Source organism: Burkholderia sp. MSMB617WGS (genome assembly GCF_001532025.2).
GTDB classification, from domain to species: domain Bacteria; phylum Pseudomonadota; class Gammaproteobacteria; order Burkholderiales; family Burkholderiaceae; genus Burkholderia; species Burkholderia savannae.
The window spans coordinates 3,774,751-3,793,338 of record NZ_CP013457.1; the positions used below are offsets into that span (position 1 = coordinate 3,774,751).

Annotated in this window: 17 protein-coding genes; 2 read left to right on the plus strand and 15 right to left on the minus strand. The window is 66.1% G+C overall.

Going from position 1 to position 18,588, the window contains the following annotated elements:
* Nucleotides 1-209: 209 nt before the first annotated feature.
* From WT60_RS18470 to WT60_RS18490, 5 genes are all read right to left on the minus strand, one after another.
* Nucleotides 210-1,226 (minus strand): ion channel, encoded by a 1,017-nt coding sequence (locus WT60_RS18470; RefSeq protein ID WP_060355149.1) that lies wholly within the window; start codon nucleotides 1,224-1,226, stop codon nucleotides 210-212.
* Nucleotides 1,227-1,370: 144 nt separating this feature from the next.
* Nucleotides 1,371-1,775: a hypothetical protein gene (locus tag WT60_RS18475; protein WP_059644295.1), complete on the minus strand. Its 405-nt coding sequence runs from the start codon at nucleotides 1,773-1,775 to the stop codon at nucleotides 1,371-1,373.
* Between the two features lie 67 nt (nucleotides 1,776-1,842).
* A complete protein-coding gene (locus WT60_RS18480; RefSeq protein WP_059584256.1) occupies nucleotides 1,843-3,540 on the minus strand; it encodes a peptidase S10 in 1,698 nt (565 codons plus the stop codon).
* Nucleotides 3,541-4,064: 524 nt separating this feature from the next.
* Nucleotides 4,065-5,078 (minus strand): sulfate ABC transporter substrate-binding protein, encoded by a 1,014-nt coding sequence (locus tag WT60_RS18485; protein ID WP_059644301.1) that lies wholly within the window; start codon nucleotides 5,076-5,078, stop codon nucleotides 4,065-4,067.
* A gap of 685 nt (nucleotides 5,079-5,763) precedes the next feature.
* Nucleotides 5,764-6,264 (minus strand): GtrA family protein, encoded by a 501-nt coding sequence (locus tag WT60_RS18490; RefSeq protein ID WP_082754573.1) that lies wholly within the window; start codon nucleotides 6,262-6,264, stop codon nucleotides 5,764-5,766.
* A gap of 276 nt (nucleotides 6,265-6,540) precedes the next feature.
* On the opposite strand from WT60_RS18490, the gene WT60_RS18495 reads away from it, so the two are divergent.
* Nucleotides 6,541-7,635, plus strand: a complete 1,095-nt coding sequence (locus WT60_RS18495; protein WP_038747039.1) for a glycosyltransferase family 2 protein — start codon at nucleotides 6,541-6,543, stop codon at nucleotides 7,633-7,635.
* Between the two features lie 36 nt (nucleotides 7,636-7,671).
* A complete protein-coding gene (locus tag WT60_RS18500; protein ID WP_236860834.1) occupies nucleotides 7,672-8,904 on the plus strand; it encodes a glycosyltransferase family 87 protein in 1,233 nt (410 codons plus the stop codon).
* Here the strand turns inward: WT60_RS18500 and WT60_RS18505 are convergent.
* The 10 genes from WT60_RS18505 to cpaB form a co-directional block, all read right to left on the minus strand.
* Nucleotides 8,877-9,890, minus strand: coding sequence for a TadG family pilus assembly protein (locus WT60_RS18505; protein ID WP_060355147.1), 1,014 nt, complete (start codon nucleotides 9,888-9,890; stop codon nucleotides 8,877-8,879). The two genes, WT60_RS18500 and WT60_RS18505, sit on opposite strands and share 28 nt — an antisense overlap.
* A gap of 62 nt (nucleotides 9,891-9,952) precedes the next feature.
* Nucleotides 9,953-10,381 carry a TadE/TadG family type IV pilus assembly protein gene (locus WT60_RS18510; RefSeq protein ID WP_059584247.1) on the minus strand — a complete coding sequence of 143 codons (429 nt, stop codon included), beginning with the start codon at nucleotides 10,379-10,381 and terminating at the stop codon, nucleotides 9,953-9,955.
* On the minus strand, nucleotides 10,378-11,232 hold the full coding sequence (locus WT60_RS18515) for a tetratricopeptide repeat protein (RefSeq protein WP_059644314.1): 855 nt from the start codon (nucleotides 11,230-11,232) through the stop codon (nucleotides 10,378-10,380). The genes WT60_RS18510 and WT60_RS18515 overlap by 4 nt, the downstream gene beginning before the upstream one ends.
* The gene (locus tag WT60_RS18520; RefSeq protein WP_038747166.1) at nucleotides 11,229-12,173 is read right to left on the minus strand and encodes a type II secretion system F family protein; all 945 of its coding nucleotides are present in this window, start codon (nucleotides 12,171-12,173) and stop codon (nucleotides 11,229-11,231) included. Before WT60_RS18520 ends, WT60_RS18515 begins: the two co-directional genes overlap by 4 nt.
* Nucleotides 12,174-12,187: 14 nt before the next feature.
* Nucleotides 12,188-13,165: a type II secretion system F family protein gene (locus WT60_RS18525; RefSeq protein WP_100185350.1), complete on the minus strand. Its 978-nt coding sequence runs from the start codon at nucleotides 13,163-13,165 to the stop codon at nucleotides 12,188-12,190.
* The gene (locus WT60_RS18530) at nucleotides 13,159-14,532 is read right to left on the minus strand and encodes a CpaF family protein (protein ID WP_060355171.1); all 1,374 of its coding nucleotides are present in this window, start codon (nucleotides 14,530-14,532) and stop codon (nucleotides 13,159-13,161) included. Before WT60_RS18530 ends, WT60_RS18525 begins: the two co-directional genes overlap by 7 nt.
* Nucleotides 14,529-15,743: an AAA family ATPase gene (locus WT60_RS18535; RefSeq protein WP_038747025.1), complete on the minus strand. Its 1,215-nt coding sequence runs from the start codon at nucleotides 15,741-15,743 to the stop codon at nucleotides 14,529-14,531. The genes WT60_RS18530 and WT60_RS18535 overlap by 4 nt, the downstream gene beginning before the upstream one ends.
* A gap of 27 nt (nucleotides 15,744-15,770) precedes the next feature.
* Nucleotides 15,771-16,148 carry a CpaD family pilus assembly lipoprotein gene (locus WT60_RS18540; RefSeq protein WP_038747022.1) on the minus strand — a complete coding sequence of 126 codons (378 nt, stop codon included), beginning with the start codon at nucleotides 16,146-16,148 and terminating at the stop codon, nucleotides 15,771-15,773.
* A gap of 16 nt (nucleotides 16,149-16,164) precedes the next feature.
* Nucleotides 16,165-17,541: a type II and III secretion system protein family protein gene (locus tag WT60_RS18545; RefSeq protein ID WP_038747019.1), complete on the minus strand. Its 1,377-nt coding sequence runs from the start codon at nucleotides 17,539-17,541 to the stop codon at nucleotides 16,165-16,167.
* Nucleotides 17,542-17,589: 48 nt separating this feature from the next.
* Nucleotides 17,590-18,582, minus strand: coding sequence for a Flp pilus assembly protein CpaB (cpaB, locus tag WT60_RS18550; RefSeq protein ID WP_060355146.1), 993 nt, complete (start codon nucleotides 18,580-18,582; stop codon nucleotides 17,590-17,592).
* Nucleotides 18,583-18,588 lie beyond the last annotated feature (6 nt).

Sequence of the window (18,588 nt, forward strand, 5' to 3'; positions counted from 1 at the left end):
TTGCGGCGTCGCCCCGCGCCGGCAAGGCGCGGCCCTGCGTTTCGACGCGCAACTCAATGAACTTTATTTTTTTACGCCAATAGAAGAATTTTTTTGCTTATCTTGATATCGATCAGCGTTTCAGCGAAAGACTACTGAAGCTTTGCTTGCAATTTGAGAGAGATTTCACTCCCGGCCCGCTCGGCTCGCCGGATGGGCCGCGCGCCGCCTCAGGCGGGCGGCGGATTCGGCGTGGCGGCCGGGCCGCTCGCGTCGGGCCCCTCGGGCGAATCGCCCCCGTCGGCCGCCGGCTGCGGCTCGACCGGCTCGACGTCGTTGAAACGCGTGTAGTCGATGTGCGTCATGCCGTCGACCTCGCTCATCAGGTCGACGTAGCGGTAATGCCAGCGGATGTCGCCGTGCTCCCACGCATGGCGCGCCTGCATCACCTGCGCGGTGGTTTCGTCGGAGCCTTCGATCATCACGAGCAGCATCGCGCTGCGCTGCGCGAGCGACTCCGGCGTCTCGCCGAACAGCGGGCTCGATTCGTCGATCACGTGCATCATGTTCCAGCCGAGCAGGAAGATCGGGTGCTCGCTGCGCACGAGCTTCAGATCGTGGATCTTCATCAACGAATATCCCTCCGACGAATGCTCGCGCCGCATCAGCCGCATCTTCGCGCGCGCCTCGGCGATCACGTTCTGCCGCGCGTTCGCCGCGCGCACCATCAGCGTCATCCGTCCGTTGAGCGAGCGCACGATCGCGTGGCGCGCGAACATGATCTTCGAGCGCGGCCGCGCGAAGCGCGCGAACACGAGCCCTGTCGACAGCGCGATCCCCGACATCCCGACGAAGATCTCGAGCGTCGCGACCGCGTGCGCGTAGATGGTCTGCGGATGCATGTCGCCGTAGCCGACCGTCGCGAGCGTCTCGACGCTGAAGAAGAACGCGCCCATGAAGCCGGGCGGCGACTGGTTCGCGATCGGCGTGCGGCCGAGCAGGTACAGCAGCGCGAACAGCGTGTTGTTGACGACGAACAGCGCGGCGAGCGTCGCGAAGAATACGGGCCAGCTCACCTTGAGCGCCCAGTAATAGAGATCGCGCCACACGGACGCCGGCATGCCGTACGCGATCACCTCGCGCGTGCCGGACCAGATCCGGCGGCCGCCGCGCGGCGGCTTGCGCGCGCGGGCGCCGCCGTCCGCGAAAGGATCGGGGGGGTGCGGGGAAGAGGAATCGACGTTCATCGCAGTCTCGCCGGAGTCGGTGCGGCGAGCGTAGCACGCGGCGCTTGCGATGCGTTCGTCGCGCGGCCGGGCCCGCGCGCCGCGCGCGATCCGCGCGGCGCGCCCAACCCTCGGCGGGCCGCGCGCCGCACTCGCGTCAGTCCGTCACTGACGCTGCTGCTCGATGAACTGCTGAACCTGCTTGAGCGTGACCTTGCCGGTGTGCGCGGTGTCGATTTCGTCGAAATGCTGCGCGACGTAGCCGAGGCCGCTCGCTTGCGCCTGCGCTTTCGTGAGCGCCGCGCCGTTGCCGAGCGCGCCGCTCGCGCCGAGGCTCGCGGCGAGCCGGCTTTGCGCCTGCTGCTGCAACTGCGCGCCCGTCGTCGCCGAAGCCGACGCGGGCGCGGCGGAGGCGGCCTTCGGGAAGAACGGGCCATCGACGCCGCCGTGCAGCGGCGCAACGGACGAAACGGCCTGCAAGGTCTCGGCGGATGCGCCGATCGTGAACGCCGCGGCAACCGCGAACGCGATCGCCGGAATGATGCGTCTCAACTGAAAAATCTGGGACATGACGTAACTCGCAATATCGGGGTTCAACGGAGCGGGCCGCTCATCGCGCGGCCCGCTCGCCGCAATCTCAGCGGGCCGCGGCGGCCCGCGCGATCTTCGCCGTCGGCGTGTTCGCCGGGCTTTCGTCGGGCCACGCGGGCGGCAGCGCCGCGAGCGTCAGCGCGTTCGCCACCGGCTGGTTCTGATAGAACGCGACGAGATCCGACTTCATCTGCGGCCTCGCGACGTCGTCGAGATAGATCATGTGGCCGCCCTGATAGAACGTGACCTGCAGGTTCGGATTGAGGCCGGACACCGTCTGCAGCCGCGCGAGCTCTTTTTCCGTCTCGAAGTACGGCGTCGCGAGGTCATGGTAGCCGTTCGACGACAGCACCTTCAGCTTCGGATTGAGCTGCAGCGCGGCGAGCAGATCCGGGATCGTGTCCGGATACGGCTGGCCCGCATGGCTGAAGTTCCACACGCCGATGATGTTCGGGTTCAGCGTCTGATACGTCGCGTTCGGCGCCGTGTAGCCGAGATAGTTCGGCATCTGCGAAGCGAGCGCCTTCGTGAACGGCTGCGAGATCAGGATGTCGGACGGATCGTCGTCGCTCGCGAGACGCGAATCGCCGTTCGGCAGCGACACGCGGCCGTCGTAGCGGCCGATCGTATAGCCGGGCACGAGCGTCGTCTGGCCGGGGGAGGCTTCGGTGTCGTAGAAGTACTGGAAGTACGCGCCGAGCGACGCCGTCGTCATGCTCGTCTGCGTCGACCAGGCGGCGAGCGTCGCGGCGTCCGGCGACACGGGCGACGAGGCCGTCGCGTAATGGACGATCGGCGTGTACTGCGCGGTCGTGAAATCCTGAATGCGCTGCGCGTACGCGCCGAGATTCGTCGGCGACGGCGACACCAGGTTGTAATACGCCGCCACCTGCGCATACGACGGGAAGGTGCCGACCGCCTGATCCCCGTTCGCCGCCATGTAGTTCAGGATCGACGACTGCAGCACGATGCCAGTCAGCTGCACGCCCGCCGATTCGAGCGCGAGCGCGAGCATGTCCGTGCGCGGCGTGCCGTACGATTCGCCGTACAGGTAGATCGGCGATCCGCCGCGGCCGTTGACCGACAGATAGCGGCGGATGAAATCGCGCATCACCTTCACGTCGGCGTCCGCGCCCCAGAACGTCTGGTTCGTGTTCGGCTGGATGGCTTCCGACAGGCCGGTGCCGGGCGGATCGATGAACACCATGTCGGTGGTCGCGATCAGGCTGTCCGGATTGTCGACGAGCGGGAAATTCGGCCAGTTCGTCATCAGCGGATCGGGCGTCGCGACGCGCGTCGGCGCGAACGAGCCGAGCCGCAGCCACACCGACGACGAGCCGGGGCCGCCGTTGTAGAAGAACGTGACGGGCCGCGGCGAGCCGTCCTGCGTCGGCACGGTGTACGCGACATACGACATCGTCGCTTCCGCGTTGCCGTTCGAATCGTAGGCCGTCAGATGCCCGGTCGTGCTCAGGTAATCGAGCGTCGCACCGTTCGACGACCACTGGTGGCTCATCACCGCGGCGCGTTCGGACACCTGCGACGCGGCGAGCCCGTCGCCCGCGTTCGGCGAGTAGGCGGCCGTGTCCGTGTACGGCTGATTGAGCTGCGCGGGCGTCGTGCTGCTCTGCAGATCGTCGCCGCACCCTGCCAGGGCCAGCATCGTCGCGACGACCGCCGCCGCCGAGAGCCGGCCGCGCCATCCCGCCGATCCGGCGTTCCCTCCATCCATCGATTTATTCATTTTCGCTTTCTATTTATTTCAAAGACGTAAGGTATTGCAGTGCAATGCCTTCCTCGATAATGTCTCAATTGATTTATTCAATTTCCGCGCATCCTAATAATGAAAAAATGGCGCGTCAACCACCCGGCCTATCCATTCATTAATCGATCGACAATGCACGTGATACGGCCGCTTTTGCCTCGCCGCCGAAAGCAATCACGCGGCCCGATAGGCTCCGCGTGCATACAGGATGCCCAGAATGTGAACATTTGTTGCGCGCGCAACAAACCGGCGGATTGCGACGGGAACGCGATCGGGTGAAGCCGGAACACACCCGGAAATGCCGAAAATCGCGAATGAATTCGGCATCCGAATCGGATAAAGAAAACGAAAACGGGCGCATTCCGGTTCGATGGAATACGCCCGTGAATCCGCGAACGGAAAATGTAAGGTTCGCGCGGCCGGCGAAGCATGCCCCGGCCGCCCGGCGACGACGGCCCGCGCGGATGCCCGGCGGCGCGCTCGCTTCGCCGCCGGGCCGGCGCTTACTTTCGATCGACGATGATCTTGTCGAACGTGCCGCCGTCCGCGAAATGCGTCTTCTGCGCGTTCGCCCAGTTGCCGAAGATCTGCTCGACGCTGAACGTCTTGAGCGGCTTGAACTCGCTCGCATGCTTCTTCAGCACGTTCGCGTCGCGCGGGCGCAGATGGTGCTGCGCGACGATCTCCTGCGCGGCGGGCGAGTACAGGTACTCGAGATACGCCTGCGCCGCGCGGCGCGTGCCCTTCTTGTCGACGACCTTGTCGACGATCGCCACGGGCGGCTCCGCGAGAATGCTCGCCGACGGATAGACGGCGTCGAAGCTCGCGCCCGCCGCGCCCGTGTCGATCAGCGCGACCTCGTTCTCGAACGTGACGAGCACGTCGCCGATGCCGCGCTGCGTGAACGTCGTCGTCGCGCCTCGGCCGCCGGAGTCGAGCACCGGCACGTTGCGGAAGATCGCCTTCTCGAAGTCGAGCGCCTGCTGATCGGTCGCGCCCTTCAGCTTCTGATACCCCCATGCGGCGAGATACGCATAGCGGCCGTTGCCCGACGTCTTCGGATTCGCGATGATCACCTGCACGCCCGGCTTCGCGAGATCGCTCCAGTCCTTAATCCCCTTCGGGTTGCCGTGGCGCACGAGGAACACCATCGTCGTCGAGTACGGCGAGCTGTTGTTCGGCAAGCGCGTGCGCCAGTCCTTCGGCAGCAGTTGGCCGCGCTCGGCGAGCAGATCGATGTCGTTCGGCTGGTTCATCGTCACGACGTCGGCCTGCAGCCCCTGCAGCACCGACAGCGCCTGCGCGCTCGACGCGCCGTGCGATTGCCGGATCGACACCGCCTCGCCCGTCTTCTGCTTGTAGGCGGCGGCGAAGCTCGCGTTGATGTCCTTGTACAGTTCGCGCGTGACGTCGTAGGACACGTTCAGCAGCGACGTGTCGGCATGCGCGGCCGTTGCGAGCAGCGCCGCTGCGATGCCGGCGGCGAGCCGGCGGCCGATCCCTTGGTTGTGCTTCATCGTTGGTGCTCCGCTGGTGGTTCGAGGTGATTCGTCAGGTTTTCGCAAGCGACGATTCTAGCGGCGATCGTCGCGACGCGAGCCAATCCGTCGTGGATAGCGATGCACGAATGCTGATTTGGCTCTGGCGGGGTTGAACGTTCGGCGGGCGGCGATCGAGTGATCGAGTGATCGGGCGGTCGAGCAGTCGAGCAGTCGAGCGGTCGAGCAGTCGAGCAGTCGAGCAGTCGGGCGGTCGGGCGGTCGGGCGGTCCGGCAGGTTCGAGGCGGTGAGCGGAGTGCCGCTTCGCTCCGGCTGCTGAAATGCGTTGGCCGGGATTCGCCGATACTGCGCCACGCCGCGCGCCCCACTTCCGATTCGAATGCAAATCCGGGAGCGAGCGGCGAAACCGTTCCTGGAGATCCGGCAAAATCGCCGGCGAGCCGGCTGACCGGCTCGTCCCGATATCGTGAAAGCGCAGCGAGACATCGGCACCGGCCACGTGGCGGCGGCGCGGCCGATGCGTCGACGGGGTCAACGTATTCCGCGACGTATTCCGCGACGGACTCCGCGCGTGCGTAGCTTGCCCGCACCGCATGACGACGCTTCGACGAAAAGCACGATCTCGCCGCATGGCGGACACCGGTTGCGCCCGAGAAAATCATCAATCCTCGTATGGCGTCGCCGAAAGGGGTCGCTCGCAAACTACCGCTTGAACGACCACGCGGAGTTGGCGAGGTAAGTCGCCCCCAACACGCATCCGGTCGCAACGACTTGAGCCGGCATGAACGGGACATGCAAGCGTACCAGCGCGAACATCGCCATGACGTTGATGACGATGCCGGCGAACGCCACGGAGAAAAAGCGTGGAACCGCTTGATCATGGGGCCGGGAACGCTTGAACGTAATGTGATAATTGAGAACATAATTCAATAGCGCGCCAACCACCGCTCCGGCCGCCGACGCAAATACCGGGGCCGCGATCGCAGTCGAAACCAGCGTCCATAAAATGACATATTGCGCGGCGGTTCCCGATACGCCGACGCCCAGATAAGTCACGAATCGAAGCGTATGCCGATGCGTCATTCGCGCTCTCCGCACATCGGTTTTCCGGCCATCGGACCGGCGTTCCGCGACGAACGGCCGGCAATCGGCCAGGCCCGTCGGCGCCCGCTCCTGCGTCACGGCGCAATCCGCACGGCGCATTGCCGCTTCGACATGCGCCGCCCGCGTTGCGTCGCCTCGGCGATGCAGCGCGCCGCTCCCGCGACGGCCACGCCTTCATTGGCCCTCCGACAAACAGGAAAATCAAAATTCATTTTCCATCGCGGATAATGACCTACAATTTATAAGATAGGAATTTAATTCATTTTATCGCCATGATCGCACGCACAATCCACTCATCAAAACCAATTACATTATTCAACTGCGCGCTTCAGCCTGCGCTATAACTTCCGCCACATTGGCGAGTGGAGCGCGTTCATGCGAAGCAGAAAACCTTTGATTTCGCTCGTCGTACCTTTCTACAACGAACACGACACCGTCGACCTGTTCTTCGCCGAGACGATTCCGGTTCTCGATTCGGTTGACTCGGCTCGTTTCGAGATCGTGTGCGTCAACGACGGCAGCAGCGACGGCACCCTCGACAAGCTGATCGCCGCAAGTTCCCGCGATTCGCGCATACGCGTCGTCGATCTGACGCGCCATTTCGGCAAGGAAGCCGCGCTGACGGCCGGCATGGACGAGGCGACGGGCGCCGCCGTCATTCCGATCGACGCCGACTTGCAAGATCCTCCCGGCCTGATTCCGCAAATGATCGATCACTGGCGACGCGGCGCCGAGGTCGTGGCGGCACGGCGAACCGACAGGACGTGCGATTCGTTCGCCCAGCGCATCGCATCGGCGCTCTACTATCGCGTGCACAACGCGCTTTCCGAAGTCGAAATGCCGGCGAACGTCGGGGATTTCCGCCTGATGGACCGGCAAGTCATCGATGCGCTGCGAAGGCTGCCGGAGCGCCGGCGTTTCATGAAAGGCCTGTTCGCATGGGTGGGCTTCCGGACCGTGATCATCGAATATCAGCGCGCGCCCCGTCGGGCCGGCCGCTCGAAATTCTCCGGATGGCGGCTGTGGAATTTCGCGCTCGAGGGCATCACGAGCTTCAGCACCATTCCGCTTCGCAGCTGGACCTACGTCGGGCTCGCCATCGCATTATTCGCGTTTGCGTACGGCGCGTTCATCGTCTTCCGCACCCTTCTGTTCGGAAATCCAGTGCCGGGATATGCATCGCTCATTTCCATCATCCTTTTCATGAGCGGGATCGAGTTGGTCGGCATCGGCGTCGTCGGGGAGTACATCGGGCGCATTTACCATGAATCGAAGCAACGCCCGATCTATCTGATCAGGCAGCGGTATCGCGCGGAAAGCCGCGATAGCGCGGCATTCGTGCTGCACGATCATGCGCATCCGCCTTCCGCGCGGATCGATTCGCCGGCCAAGCGCGCCGCCGCGGCAAGACGTCGGGCGGGCGCACCCGGCTCGGCGCGCCCAGTCCCCACGCACCAGTTCACCGAATAGCGCGCCGCCCGGATCATGTACGTTCCGCGCCCGCGCATGCCCGTGAGCCGCCCCCCCGTGAACGCGTGGCTGACGCAGCGGCGGATCGTTCTCTACAGTAGCGTGACGCTCGCGCTTTACGGGCTGTTCTTCGTCGCCTGGACCGGCATCAACCGCCGCTTCCCCGAGTTCGACGTGGTGCAGCCGGGCCCGGACTTCGCCGTGTTCTGGTCCGCGTCGTACCTCGCGCTGCACGGCGCGCCCTGGCAAGCGTACGACCTTCATCTTCTCGCGGACCTCGTGCTGACGCGGCTTTCGGATTTTCAACGCGAGAATTTCATTGCCTGGCTGTATCCGCCCACGTATCTGCTCATGGTCACGCCGTTGGCGCTGCTCCCGTTTTCCGTCGCCTATCCGTACTTCATCGGCGCGAGTCTACTGGGCTATGTCATTGCCGCACGCCGCATTTCAGGCGCCGCGAGCATCCATCGCACGCCGGGTCTCGGCTGCGTACCGCTCGTCGCCTCCCCGTGCATCTTCGTCACGGCGATCTTCGGGCAGAACGCCATCCTGACGGCCGCTTGCGCCGCCCTCGCGGTGTACTGGGTCGACAAGAAGCCCATCCACGCGGGCATTTGCATCGGATTGCTCAGCGCAAAACCGCAAATGGCGCTGCTGTTCCCATTCGTCCTGATCGCCGTGCGCGCGTGGCGCACGCTCGCGTCGGCCGCCGTCAGCGCCATCCTGTTGGCTGCGATCGCCGTGCTGGTTTGCGGCGTCGAATCGGTGCGCCTGTTCGCCGTCAACGCGGAGCTCGCGCGAACGCTGATCCTCGAGCACGGCGTCGTGTTCTGGTTCGTGTCGCCGACACCGTTCGCCGCGCTTCGCCTGAGCGACGTGCCGCTCAGTTACGCATACACGTGGCACGGATCGGTTGCCGTCGTGGCCGTCGCCGCGGCATGCAGCGTGTGGAGACGCACGCGCGACACGCGATTGAGAGGCGCGGCGCTGTTCGTCTCCACGCTCATCTCGAATCCGTACCTGTGGCACTACGAACTGGCCTGGCTCGGCATCGCGCTTGCGTGCGTGGTCACGCTCGGCCTGCGCGACGGGTGGTTGCCGGGCGAGCAGGCCGCCGCGATCTGCGCCTGGCTGTTGCCGGTGTACGAGATGCTGAATCCATGGCTCGAGTTCCCGCAAATCGGCCCGATCGTGCTGCTGTTCATGCTTCTCGCCATCCTGCGCCGCACGCGAATCACGGCTCAAAACGCGAGCCTCGGCGGCGCGTAGACGCCGTAGTACGGCCCGACGCCGGTCGCGACGCCAGTCAGCTTGACGCCGCCGACGAAGTGGCCCTGAACGTACTTTCCGCTCCCGCCGACGGACGCGTCGATACGGAAGGCGGCAAATGCAACGATCGCGACATAGCTCTTGGTGGATGTCTGCGTGACGACCGGCAGCACCACGGTCGTCCCGACCGGGACGGAGCTGTAAAGCGCCGTCTTTGCCCCGGTGACGAGCCAGATGCTGTCGCCGATGGCAAGCGACGCCGGGTTGCCGGTCGTCATCAGGTTCGTCATCGTCGTCACGTCGTTCGCGGTCGACTGAAATGAAGTCCATTGACCGGCCGTGCATGACGAGCCGTATGTCTGCCCGTTCGTCACGATGAATTCGTACGGCAGGTTCGTCAACGGATTGACGAGCGGCTGATTGGTCGCCAGATTCCAATATTGGTTGTAGACGCATTGATCGAGCGCGATCGGAAACAACCCGCCCGCGGCGACCGCCCCCGGCGCCGCGATCGCGGCCACGGCGGTCGCGCTGCCGGACACGCTGCCGATCCGGAGCAGGCCGCCCAGCAGCAACGCAATCGCCCCGCCGTTGACGCCCGTCGCGCGCGTCATCGTGACCTGCACGGCCGGCGCGTCGTAGGTTCCGGGCGTAATCGTCGACGCTTGCATGCTGGCCGGGCTGGCGGTCAGGCTCCAGTAGCCCGCGCTGACCGTGCCGGCCGAAAGCTTCACGCCGTCGGACGCGTTGAGCGATATCGCCCCGGTCGCCGCCGATGCGGCCTGCGCCCAGTTCGGGCTGGTGCCGCCGGACGGCAGCAACGCCGCGGCGCCCGCCAGCGCCGCCGCATCCGCCGCGTTCTGCAGTTCGTTGCGCACCACCGCCACGCGCGCCGCGTCTATTGCGAACGCGCCGAACGACAGCAACGGAATCAGGAACATCAGAAAGAACAGCGCGATCGATCCGCCCTGTCGCCGCGCCGTCATCCCGCCGCGCCGCCGCTCGGGCGCATGTCGATTCGAACGTGTGGTGAGTCGCACGCGCCGCCTCATTCGTAGTTCATGACGGTCGTGGCGGTGATGGTGACGGGCCCCGTCAGTGCGCTGAACGCGGACCCCAGCACGAGACCGGTATAGGTATAGCTGACCGTCACCGACAACGGACTGCCCGAAGACGTCCCGCTCGGCTGACTGACGGTGATCGTGGGCGGGCTCGGCGTGCCGCCGGTGATGAGACTGTTCTGCGCGTACGCCAGCGCGACGCTGCTGATCTGCGCGCTCGTCAACTGCGGCACGTGCAACACGACGCCCGCGCGGGCCGCCTCGCGGCTCGCGTTCGTGATCACCGCCTTGTCGCACAGAACGAAGCTCACGTCGATGATGCCGAGGAGCACCATCAAGAGAAACGGAAGCATCAGAACGAATTCGAGCGAGACGACGCCGCGCTGCCCTCCGGCGAACCTCGCGCGTCGCGTCATTTTTTCGCCCTCGGCCCGGAATGCGCGGCGCCCGGCCGGACATCGCTCGCCGACGGCGGCGCTTCCGGCAGATCGCGCGACGCGAACTTCGCGCGCACGGCCCGATAGACGCGCAAGTTGTCGGCCACGGCCGAAGGCGGAAGCTCGGACGACAGAATCCGCTTGGCCGAATCCGCGTTGCCGAGAACGCCGTACGCGAACGCGAGGCTTTGCCGCGCCTGCCAAGGCGCGTCCGGCAGGCCCGCGACATCGAGCAGGACGTTCACGCCTTCGCGCGAGCGGTTGCTCAGCACGAGCGACAACCCGAGATTGATGCGCAGCCCCTGCTCATCGGGATGCGCGAGCAATGCATTGCGATAGACCGCCTGCGCGTCCGCGTGCCGCCCGTCCATGTCGAGCGCCGTGCCGAGCCCTTCGGCCACGAGCGGGTTGCCCGGTTGCTCGGCGAGCAACGCGCGATACAGGCGAAGCGCATCGTCGAGACGGCGCTGCCGCAGCGCGACGCGGGCAAGGCCGAGCCGCGCGCCGAGCTGGGCCGGCGCCTGCTCGGCGGCCTGCGAATACAGCACTCGCGCACGCTCCAGGTTGCCGGATCGATAATAGACGTCGCCCAGGCCGAGCCTTGCCGCCAGCGAATCCGGATGCGCGTCGAGCACCTTTTCGTACAGCGTGGCGGCAAGATCGACGTTGCCGCCGGACAGCGCGCTGTCCGCAATGCGCAGATCGGCCGCCGGATCGTCGATCCGATGCGACAGCGCCGGGCGCGGTTGGAATCCCGGCTGCGCGCATCCCGCAAAGACGATCGGCAAGGCGATCGCAAGCCAGGCCGTTTGCAAGATCGAATGTCTCATTTGAATATCGTGAGCAGGCGTATCACCGCGGGGCCGCCCGCGATCAACGCAACGGTCGGCAGAATGAACACCATCATCGGCAGCGTGATTTTCGGCGCGAGCTTCGCGGCTTTCTCTTCGAGCGCAAAGAGCTGCTCCGCCCGTTCGGCCCGAGACAGCGTGCGCAATGCCTGCGTGATCGGCGTGCCGTATTGCTGGGATTGAATCAGCGTCGCGGCGAGGGATCGCGCGGACGGAAGGTCGACTCGCGCGGCGAAGTTGACCAGCACGACGGCACTGCCTTCCCCGATCGTCATCTCGTCCGCGCAAACGGACAATTCGTCGGCAAGCGGCGGGCAGATGCGCACCAGTTCGAGCGCGACGCGCTTGATGCTGGTCACGAGACTGTTGCCCGCCATCGTGCAAACGACGAGCAGGTCGAGCGCGTCGGGCAGGCACGCGGCAATCTTCCGGCGACGGCGGGCGATCAGCGCGGCGAGGACATACTCCGGCACGATCAGGCCGACGACGAAGGCGCCCGTCATCGCCAGCAAACGAATGACGACATACGCGCCGAAGCGGGGGATGAACGGGCTCAGGAGAAGCGCGGCGCCCGCGAATAGAAGGCCGCTCGACAACTTGATCCCGATCATCGACGACACCGCGCGACGATCGCGCAAACCCGCCCGAGTCAATTGGCGGCCGAGCTTCACGCGCTGCATCGGATCGAATTCCGGCAACCGCTCTCCGAGCTGCGCCAGCCGCCGCGACAGCCCCTGACGAAGATCCCCGGCCTGGAACATCGTCATTCCGGACGTCGCGCCCGCCTGCCCGGTCGCGCGCCGCACGCGCTCGGCGATCCTAGCGCGCGTCCGCGCGCCCGGGTCGGCGAGCGCGACGGCGACACAGCCCAGCACGAGCAGCAACGCGAATCCGCGGCTGAGCAGGAACCACGCGGAGATGCCGGGAAAGGCTGTCATCTTGACGTATCCAGTTTCGACAATTTCCGGATCAGCACGAGCCCGATCGCGAGCATCACGGCGGCCGTCGTCAGCATCGTGTGGCCCGCATCCGTCTCGAACAGCAGTTCGACGTATGCCCGGTTCACGATGTAGAGCACGCCGATGATGACGAACGGCATCGCCGAAATGATGTTGGTCGTGATGCGCCCTTCGGCGGTCAACGCCCGGGATTTCAGCCGAATGTCCCGCCTGGTGCGGATGATCGCCGACAGCTCATCCAGGGTTTCGCCGAGGCTTCCTCCTGTCTCGCGCTGCAGCAGCAAGTACACGGCGAACAGCGAAAAGTCCGCGATCAGGAGCCGCCCCGCCGCCTGGCTCAGCACGTCCTTCAGCTCCACGCCCAGCCGAAGGCGGTCTCCCATGACGCGAAACGTCGAGCGCACCGGCTCGGCCGCGGCCTCGCCCGCGGTGCTGATCGCCTGCGTGACCGGAATGCCGGCGCGGGCCGAGCGCACAATCAAATCGATCGTATCGGGAAAGGCCTCCAGAAATCGGGTGCGAAACCGCGAGATCAACGCGCGATAGCTGAGCCTCACCGCAAGAAGCGGCAACCCCAGATAAATGAACGGACGCATCGCGCCGGGCGGGTCGAAGAACGCGATGACCGACGCCGCGGCGATCACGCCGGCCACCGCGCTCGCGCCCACGATGCGCAGGCCGCCGCTGCCGGCCACGGTACGAACGCGCTGGACGTATTGCTGAAGCCACGATCTAAGCCTGCCGCGCCGCTGTTCCAGGTTGAGCAGCGCGGTTCCGGATTCCGCCCGGGCGAGCGCCGCGCCGCCCGCATCCGCCGGCACGATTCGATGAAGCCGTTCGCTTATCAGGCGCTGCGGCGAATTGCGCACGCGATCGCGCAGCGACATCAGCGCCAGGCCGATCGCCGCGATCACGAAGAATGCACAGACGGCAAAGACATTCGCCGTCATGATCGGAAGACCTCGTCCAACGAACTCTCGAGGCCGAAATAGGCGGCGCGCGCCGCAAACGCCGGCCGCAGCGACGTCGTTTCGAAACCGCCCTTGACCGTCTCTCTCGACGTGTCGGCATCCTGACGAAACAGGAACAGGTCCTGCGTGATGACCACCTCCCCCTCCATGCCGACGATCTCGGTGACTTTCGTCACGCGACGCACGCCGTCGCGCATCCGTTCGATCTGGATGATCAGATGCACGGCGCTCACGATCTGGCGGCGGATCGACAGAAGCTGGAGATTGGCGTTCGCCATCATGACCATGCTCTCGAGCCGGTTGATCGCGTCGCGCGGGGAGTTCGCGTGGATCGTCGTCATCGAGCCATCGTGGCCGGTGTTCATCGCTTGCAGCACGTCGAACGCTTCCGGGCCGCGAATCTCGCCAAGAATGATTCGGTCGGGCCGCATTCGCAGCGCGTTGCGCACGAGATCCCTTTGCGAAATCTCGCCCAGCCCCTCGGTGTTCTCCGGGCGCGTTTCCAGGCTGACCACGTGCGGCTGAAGCAGTTGCAGCTCGGCGGCGTCCTCGATGGTCACGATGCGCTCGTGCTCCTCGATATGCTGCGACATCGCGTTGAGCAGCGTCGTCTTGCCCGAGCCGGTGCCGCCTGAAATGACGACGTTCAGCCGGCATGCGCATGCGAGCTTCAGCGCCTGGAGCATCGTCGGCGAGAGGTTGCCCTGCTGCGCCATGCGCGCGAGCGTGATGTCGCGCTTCGCGAACTTGCGGATCGAAATCGACGGGCCGCGCATCGCAATGGGCGGCAGCACGACATTGACCCGGCTGCCGTCGGCGAGCCGCGCATCGACCATCGGGCTGCTTTCGTCGACCCGCCGGCCCACGGCGGCCGCGATCCGCTGCGCGACGCCGATGACGTGCGCATCGTCGCGAAACTTCAGCGACGTGAGCTCGAGGCGTCCGCTGCGCTCGACGTAGACCTGATCGGGGCCGTTCACCAGAATGTCGGTGACGGCGTCGTCCGCGAGCAGCGGCTCGATCGGCCCGACGCCGAACATGTCGTTCAGGATCGCGTCGACGATCAGCACCTGTTCGCCCGCGGTGATTTTCAGTTGCTCGCGCTCGGCCGTATGCGCGGCGACCTGTTCGATTCCCGCGCGCACCTCGTCGCGCGTCTTCATGAGCGCGGCGGACATGTTCATCGACGCGAACACCGCCGAGCGGATCACATCGAACTTGCCGGATCGAATCAACGCTCCGTGGCTGTCGGCGGCGGGCGCCGGAACGCGAACGGCGGGCTGCGCCGCAGCCGGCTTCTCGGGCGGCGTCGGCCGGGCGGGTTCGCTATTTCGCGTGCCGAACGTCACGATCCTCTCCTCCACTTCACGAACCGCGCATACCACGCCTCGGCGACAGACATCGGCTCGCCGGTGATGCCGTCCGCGAGCCGGCGGATTTCGTGCAGGAAGCCGACGCGTTTCGCATCGCCGACGGGTTCGGCGAGATTCTCCGCGACAGCGAGCGTCTGAGGTTCGTGCGGCAGCTCGCGCACGTTGATCCGTTCGAACGCCTGCGCGAATTCGGCGGGCTGAACGCGGCCGGCCACCGGTTCGAGCGGATTGTTCAGGAGTACCGACACGCTCCGCTCGCCGGGCAGTTGCTGCGCGAAGCGCACGAGGCGGGCGCATTCGTACGCGGCGTGAACCGAGCGATCCGCGACGATGTAGACGAGATCCGACGCGAGCAGCGCGTCCTCGATCAGCTCGCTAGCCTGAACCGGAACGTCGAGCAGCACGTAGTGGTACTTGCCCTTCAGCGTGTCGACGAGATCCGCGATGGCGCCCGCGCGCACCGGCGCAGCCGCTGCGTACGGCAGCTCGGCTGACAAAATGCTCAGCCGGTCGCCCTTCGCGACGGACATGCGCTCGATGAACGCTTCATCGGGACGTTGCTCCATTTGCAGCAGCTCGGTCAGCCCGTTGTTGCTGCTGAGGCCGAGCAGCGAATTGGCCGCGCCGCCGTGCAGGTTCAGATCGACATAGGCGACCCGGCGCAGCTTCTCGTCCGACAGGCAGCGGGCGAGGCAAACCGCGATCGTGGTCGTGCCCACGCCGCCGCGCGCGCCGACGAAGCTGACCGTCTTGCCGGTGCGGACCTGCGCGATGGCCTCGTCGGTCGTCAGCGCGCGCCGCAACAGTTCGACCGTGATCGGCTTGACGAGATAATCGTGCACGCCGATCCCGAGCAGATTGCGAAACAAGCCGACGTCGTTTCGCGTGCCGATCGCCACGACGCGAACCGACGGATCGCACATCTTCGCCAGGCGCATCAGATCGGAAACGGGCATCGCGCAATCCGATATGTCGACGACGAGTTGGCGCGGCGAGCGTTCGCTCTGCTGCAGCAGCCTGATCGCATCGTCGAATTGCCCGATCTGCAGATGCATCCGCGTGATGGCCAGATCCTGCGCGAAGCGGCGGATGACATCCTCGCTTCCCGGATCGGACACGACTGCGACGAAGTCCACCGTCCTCGCGGCGGCGGTGCGTTTGAAGGGGCGACGTTCCAGGACTTTCATGTGCGTGGGATCGGCATTCGATCGGAGTCAGTGAGCAATCGTCGTCGTGTTCGATCTTGCGGACGTGGGCTGCTTCACGCGGTCCTCCATGAACCGGCGAACGGCGTCGGCCGCGAACGCCGCGTCCGCGCCGGCGTAGGGCACGGGCGCGACGAGATCCTCGGGCCGCGCCAGCATCGCGGCAAGATTCCTGTACGTCGCGCATCCGAACGCGACGCTCGGCCGCCGGTATCCCGCGTCGACGAAATGCGACGGCTCCGCCAACCGGCCGCAGTCGGGCGGCACCGCGCGCACGCCGTCGAAGCCGATCGCCGACGCATCCGGCAGATCGAGCGGCGGCGGCGCCGACAGACAGCTCGCCAGCGCCAGCGGCGTCAGCGCGAAGGCGATCGTTCGAACGCGCATCGTGGCCTCCCGACAGTCAATAGACAAAGCCCGCCGCGCCGACGAGCCGCGGCGTGTCGCCCGTCAACAAATCCAGCCCCAGATTGCGCTGGAGCGCGAACTCGAGATCGCTGCTCGGCCGCGTGACGCTGTCGATCGCGTGCTCGAGCTGGCCGGGGCCGGCCGGCTGAACGATGTACGGCGTGACGATCACGACGACCTCGGATTTGTTGTCCTGAAAACTCTTCGACGAAAACAGCCGGCCGATCACGGGCAAGCGCCCGAGCCCCGGCAGTTGAGAGACGATGTCGCTCGTCTCGCTCTGCAACAGGCCGCCGATCGCGAAGCTCTGCCCGCTCGACAGCTCGACCGTCGTCTCGACGCGCCGCACGGTGAGCGCCGGCACCCGGACGCCGCCCGTCGTCACGCTGTTCGCCGGATCGATCTCGCTGACTTCCGGCCGCACCTTCAAGCTGATCCGGTTGTCGGCCAGGACGGTCGGCGTGAAGTCGAGCGACACGCCGAACGGCTTGAATTCGATCGTGATCGCGCCCGTGTTGTTTTGCGCGATGGGAATCGGTATCTCGCCGCCGGCGAGAAAGCTCGCCGTCTCGCCGGACATCGCGGTGAGGTTGGGCTCGGCCAGCATCGTGATCAGCCCTTCCTGATCGAGCGCATCGAGCACGACGTCGATCGACCATCGCGACGTATGGAAGCCGCCGCGAACGGAGAACGCGCCCGTCGGCGAAAGATTGAACTGGTTGGTCGTCGGGTCGAACAGCGTGCGCCCGTTGAACAGGCCGCCGACGAAATTGCCGACGTTGCCGAGCGAGCTCCAGTTGATGCCGAGCTGCTGCGTGATGTTGCGATCGACCTCCGTCACCCTCACCCGCAAGTTCACCTGGACGGGCCGGGACAGGGTCAGCCTGTTGACGATTTTCTCCTTGTCGCGCAGGTAGGGCGTGAGCGATTGCATCACGGCGTCCGCGTCCGCCGCGCTGGGTACGCGGCCGCTCACCATCAGCGACCCGGGCGCGCCGGTCACGGTCACGCCCAGTTGCGGGAACCGGGTGTCGAGCACGCGCTGCAGCGATTGCGTATCGACCTGGACCACGATCGTCTTGCGCAGGATCGTCCGGTTGTTCGCGCCGAGCGCGATCAGCGTCGTGGTGCCGGCCTTCTTGCCGAGCACGAACACGGTGCGCGGCGTCGGCACCTGAACGTCGGCGATGGCCGGGTCCGCGACGAACATCGCGACGGCCGGCTCCGGCAGCGACAGCATCTCGCCCTTGCCGCTCGCGACGATCAGCGTCGAACCCGAATCCTGCGCGAACGCGCCGAGCGCGCACGCGATCCCGAATCCGGCGATTCCCAGCCGACAGCAGCAAGCGAGCGAGCGGACTATGCGCAACATTCGTGTCCCCGTCAGAAGCCGAACGGCGATTGAGTGAAATCCAAACGGTCACTGCGTCGTCGCCCGAGGCGGCGTCGCCCCCTCGGCCACCCCGCCGCTGCTCGCCAATCCCGGCGGCAGCGGCGGCAAGCCGGGCGTGCCGGTATTTCCGGCCGGCGCGCTGTCGGCGATGCTCGAACCGCGATAGATGACCACCGACTGCAACGGCAACTGCTGCCGGGCGAAGTCTCGCGACGAAGCCTGCGAGCGCGCCGAATCGCGAAACGCGCGCGACACGTCGCCCGCCCAGACGGGCGGCGTATCGGGCTCCATCTCCTCGCCGCCCGCCGGATGACGGCGGTCGCTCGTCGCGAAGCTGCGCAGCGCGAGCGACAACGCGCCGAGACGCGTCGCGACCGATACCACCTGCGCCGTGCGCGGACTGACTTCGAGCGTCACCGTTCGCGCCCGCGCGGTCGACTCGGCCGCGTTGGACGCCTTCGGCCGCTGGAACTCGGAACCCACCGCGAGCACGCGGATGCGGGTGACGACCGTTTCCGACTCGATCGCGCGCTCGAGCGGAACGGACGCCGCGGCGTTGCCTCCGATCTGCTGGGTCAGGAGCACGTCCACGTAGTCACCCGGCTGGATCAGGCCGGCGTTGCCGGAGACGTCGTCGATCGGGACCGAGATCGCACGCATGCCCGGCTTGAGCGCGGCGGCGAGAAAATCGGGCGCGCCTGCCGGTATGACGTTGTCGACGCGAAGCGGCGTACCTGCACTGACCCGGCTGCGCAGCAACGCGCCTTTGAGATCGGCGCCGGGTTGCGTCTCGACGAACGCGCCGGCCGGAATCTGGGTGCGCGGCATGCTTTGCCAGGCAAGGTCGTTGTCGCGCAGCAAGAGCCCCTCGGGCAAATCGGCCGCCGCGACGCGCACGCGCTCGAGCGGCGCCGGCTCGGCCGCCTTCTGAACCGATGCGGCCACATACAGTCCGCGCAGCACGAAGGCGCCGATACCTGCGGCGATGAGGAGCGCGGCCATTCTGATTGACTTTGGCATGACGAC

Bases quoted from the DNA above. Each gene is read 5' to 3' on its own strand.
- WT60_RS18505 (WP_060355147.1), bottom strand. From the start codon at position 9,890: ATGACGGCGCGGCGACAGGGCGGATCGATCGCGCTGTTCTTTCTGATG.
- WT60_RS18480 (WP_059584256.1), bottom strand. From the start codon at position 3,540: ATGAATAAATCGATGGATGGAGGGAACGCCGGATCGGCGGGATGGCGC.
- WT60_RS18500 (WP_236860834.1), top strand. From the start codon at position 7,672: ATGCCCGTGAGCCGCCCCCCCGTGAACGCGTGGCTGACGCAGCGGCGG.
- WT60_RS18510 (WP_059584247.1), bottom strand. From the start codon at position 10,381: ATGACGCGACGCGCGAGGTTCGCCGGAGGGCAGCGCGGCGTCGTCTCG.
- WT60_RS18535 (WP_038747025.1), bottom strand. From the start codon at position 15,743: ATGAAAGTCCTGGAACGTCGCCCCTTCAAACGCACCGCCGCCGCGAGG.
- cpaB (WP_060355146.1), bottom strand. From the start codon at position 18,582: ATGCCAAAGTCAATCAGAATGGCCGCGCTCCTCATCGCCGCAGGTATC.
- WT60_RS18515 (WP_059644314.1), bottom strand. From the start codon at position 11,232: ATGAGACATTCGATCTTGCAAACGGCCTGGCTTGCGATCGCCTTGCCG.
- WT60_RS18485 (WP_059644301.1), bottom strand. From the start codon at position 5,078: ATGAAGCACAACCAAGGGATCGGCCGCCGGCTCGCCGCCGGCATCGCA.
- WT60_RS18540 (WP_038747022.1), bottom strand. From the start codon at position 16,148: ATGCGCGTTCGAACGATCGCCTTCGCGCTGACGCCGCTGGCGCTGGCG.
- WT60_RS18495 (WP_038747039.1), top strand. From the start codon at position 6,541: ATGCGAAGCAGAAAACCTTTGATTTCGCTCGTCGTACCTTTCTACAAC.
- WT60_RS18545 (WP_038747019.1), bottom strand. From the start codon at position 17,541: ATGTTGCGCATAGTCCGCTCGCTCGCTTGCTGCTGTCGGCTGGGAATC.
- WT60_RS18470 (WP_060355149.1), bottom strand. From the start codon at position 1,226: ATGAACGTCGATTCCTCTTCCCCGCACCCCCCCGATCCTTTCGCGGAC.
- WT60_RS18475 (WP_059644295.1), bottom strand. From the start codon at position 1,775: ATGTCCCAGATTTTTCAGTTGAGACGCATCATTCCGGCGATCGCGTTC.
- WT60_RS18490 (WP_082754573.1), bottom strand. From the start codon at position 6,264: ATGCGCCGTGCGGATTGCGCCGTGACGCAGGAGCGGGCGCCGACGGGC.